Below are 400 nucleotides of genomic sequence, written 5' to 3'. Positions count from 1 at the left end.
CAGCCTTCAGCAGCTCATCCCAGAAATCGTCGTTCATCGCTTCGTCGTCGGCCAGGCCGAACAGACCTTCATACCACTCGCCGGTGAAGACATATTTCTCACGCTCGCCCGGCAGATAGCCCCAGATTTCATCTGCGGTGAAGGACATGATCGGCGCCATCCAGCGCACCAGCGCTTCCACGATATGGAACAGCGCGGTCTGACAGCTGCGACGCGCCACGCTGTCCGCCTTGGCGGTGTACTGGCGGTCTTTGATGATGTCGAGGTAGAACGAGCCCATCTCGATGGAGCAGAAGCGCATCAGGCGCTGCACCACTTCATGGAAGTCGTAGGATTCGTAGGCTTTCAGGATATCTTCCTGTGCCGCCTGCGCGCAGCCGACCGCCCAGCGGTCCAGCAC

The 400-nt window shown here is 60.0% G+C and carries 1 protein-coding gene; it reads right to left on the bottom strand.

Annotated features, from left to right (window positions below):
- Positions 1-400, bottom strand: a 400-nt coding sequence (locus M3189_RS26605) for a class I tRNA ligase family protein (RefSeq protein WP_251639818.1), incomplete at both ends; no start/stop codon positions are given.

The sequence above is a fragment of the Neobacillus niacini genome (assembly GCF_023715415.1).
Lineage (GTDB): Bacteria > Bacillota > Bacilli > Bacillales > Cytobacillaceae > Neobacillus > Neobacillus niacini_C.
This window is presented reverse-complemented; position numbering and strand designations above follow the sequence as displayed.